Raw genomic sequence first — 1,278 nt, 5'->3', positions numbered from 1 at the left:
AAATCGAGTAGAGGGAAAATAATTTAATTATTTTCGCCCCTCTCACACCACCGTACATACGGTTCCGTATACGGCGGTTCAATTTATATTACAGTGTGTACTTTTAGATAATGTTCTAAAGCAGAGGGTAGTCCCCTCTGCTTTAGTCTTTTGTTTGAAATTGCTCTTTGAACAACTTTCGATAATCCGATATACCGGTAACCTTTCCGACAGAACGTTAGTCCTTTCGCTTCTTCCTCAGGAATCCCTAATTGAACAAGCGATTTGATTTGTTTCTTCGATACCTTCCATTGCTTCCAGATGATGACTCTAACTCTGGAGCGAAGCTTCTTATCAATTCGCTTTGTGGCTTCTTTCATGTTTGAGATTCTGAAGTAGTTTACCCATCCGAATATGACTTGTTTAAGTTTCAATATTCGATAGTCTAGTGAAATACTCCAGTTCCGCTTTGTTAATTGTCGAAGCTTCCTTTGGAATTTCTGTATTGAGGTTGAATGAGGTTTCACTCGGTATTTCTCGTTTTTAGAGTCGTAATAATACCCAAATCCTAAGAATTTTAGTTCTTTTGGACGTGAAATTCTACTCTTCTCTGCGTTGACTATAAGACCTAATTTCTCTTCTATAAATCTCACGATTGAACTCATTACTCGAGTCGCTGCTTTTTCACTTTTCACAAAGATGAGGGCATCATCTGCGTACCTCACGAACCTTAGTCCTCTTTTCTCTAGTTCCTTATCGAGTTCGTTTAACATAATATTACTCAATAATGGGCTGAGGTTTCCTCCTTGCGGAGTACCGACAGGTGTGTCTTCATATTTTCCATTTATCATGACTCCACTGATTAAGTATTTCCTGATTAACGAGATGACGTCTCCGTCTTTTATTGTGTTGGATATAAGTCGCATCAGTTTATCGTGATGAACGGTATCGAAGAATCTTTCAAGGTCAATGTCCACTACCCAATCGTGTCCATCATTTAGAAATTCCAAGCTTTTAATAATAGCCATCTCACAACTTCTTTTCGGTCTAAAGCCGTAACTGTATTCACTAAATTGCTTTTCAAATATCGGACTGAGAACTTGATGAATGGCTTGTTGAACTACCCTATCCACTACTGTTGGTATTCCCAACTTGCGCATCTTGCCATTTTCTTTTGGGATCTCCACTCTTAAGGCAGCTTGTGGTTGGTATTTTCTTGTTCTGATGCGCTGACGTAGCTCATCTTTGTTCTCTTTCAGATATTGCTTCAGTTCATCGACCGTTATTCCATCGACCCCA

1 protein-coding gene is annotated in these 1,278 nt (G+C 39.1%); it reads right to left on the bottom strand.

Annotated features, from left to right (window positions below; translation table 11 throughout):
* Positions 1–83 precede the first annotated feature (83 nt).
* A partial coding sequence (gene ltrA, locus AC3WR0_RS25350) for a group II intron reverse transcriptase/maturase (RefSeq protein WP_492554846.1) occupies positions 84–1,278 on the bottom strand: 1,195 nt, incomplete at its 5' end.

This window comes from Neobacillus sp. FW104-15D2 (assembly GCF_058790155.1).
Note: the sequence above shows the minus strand (reverse complement) of the source record. Positions and strands in the feature narration are given on the sequence as shown.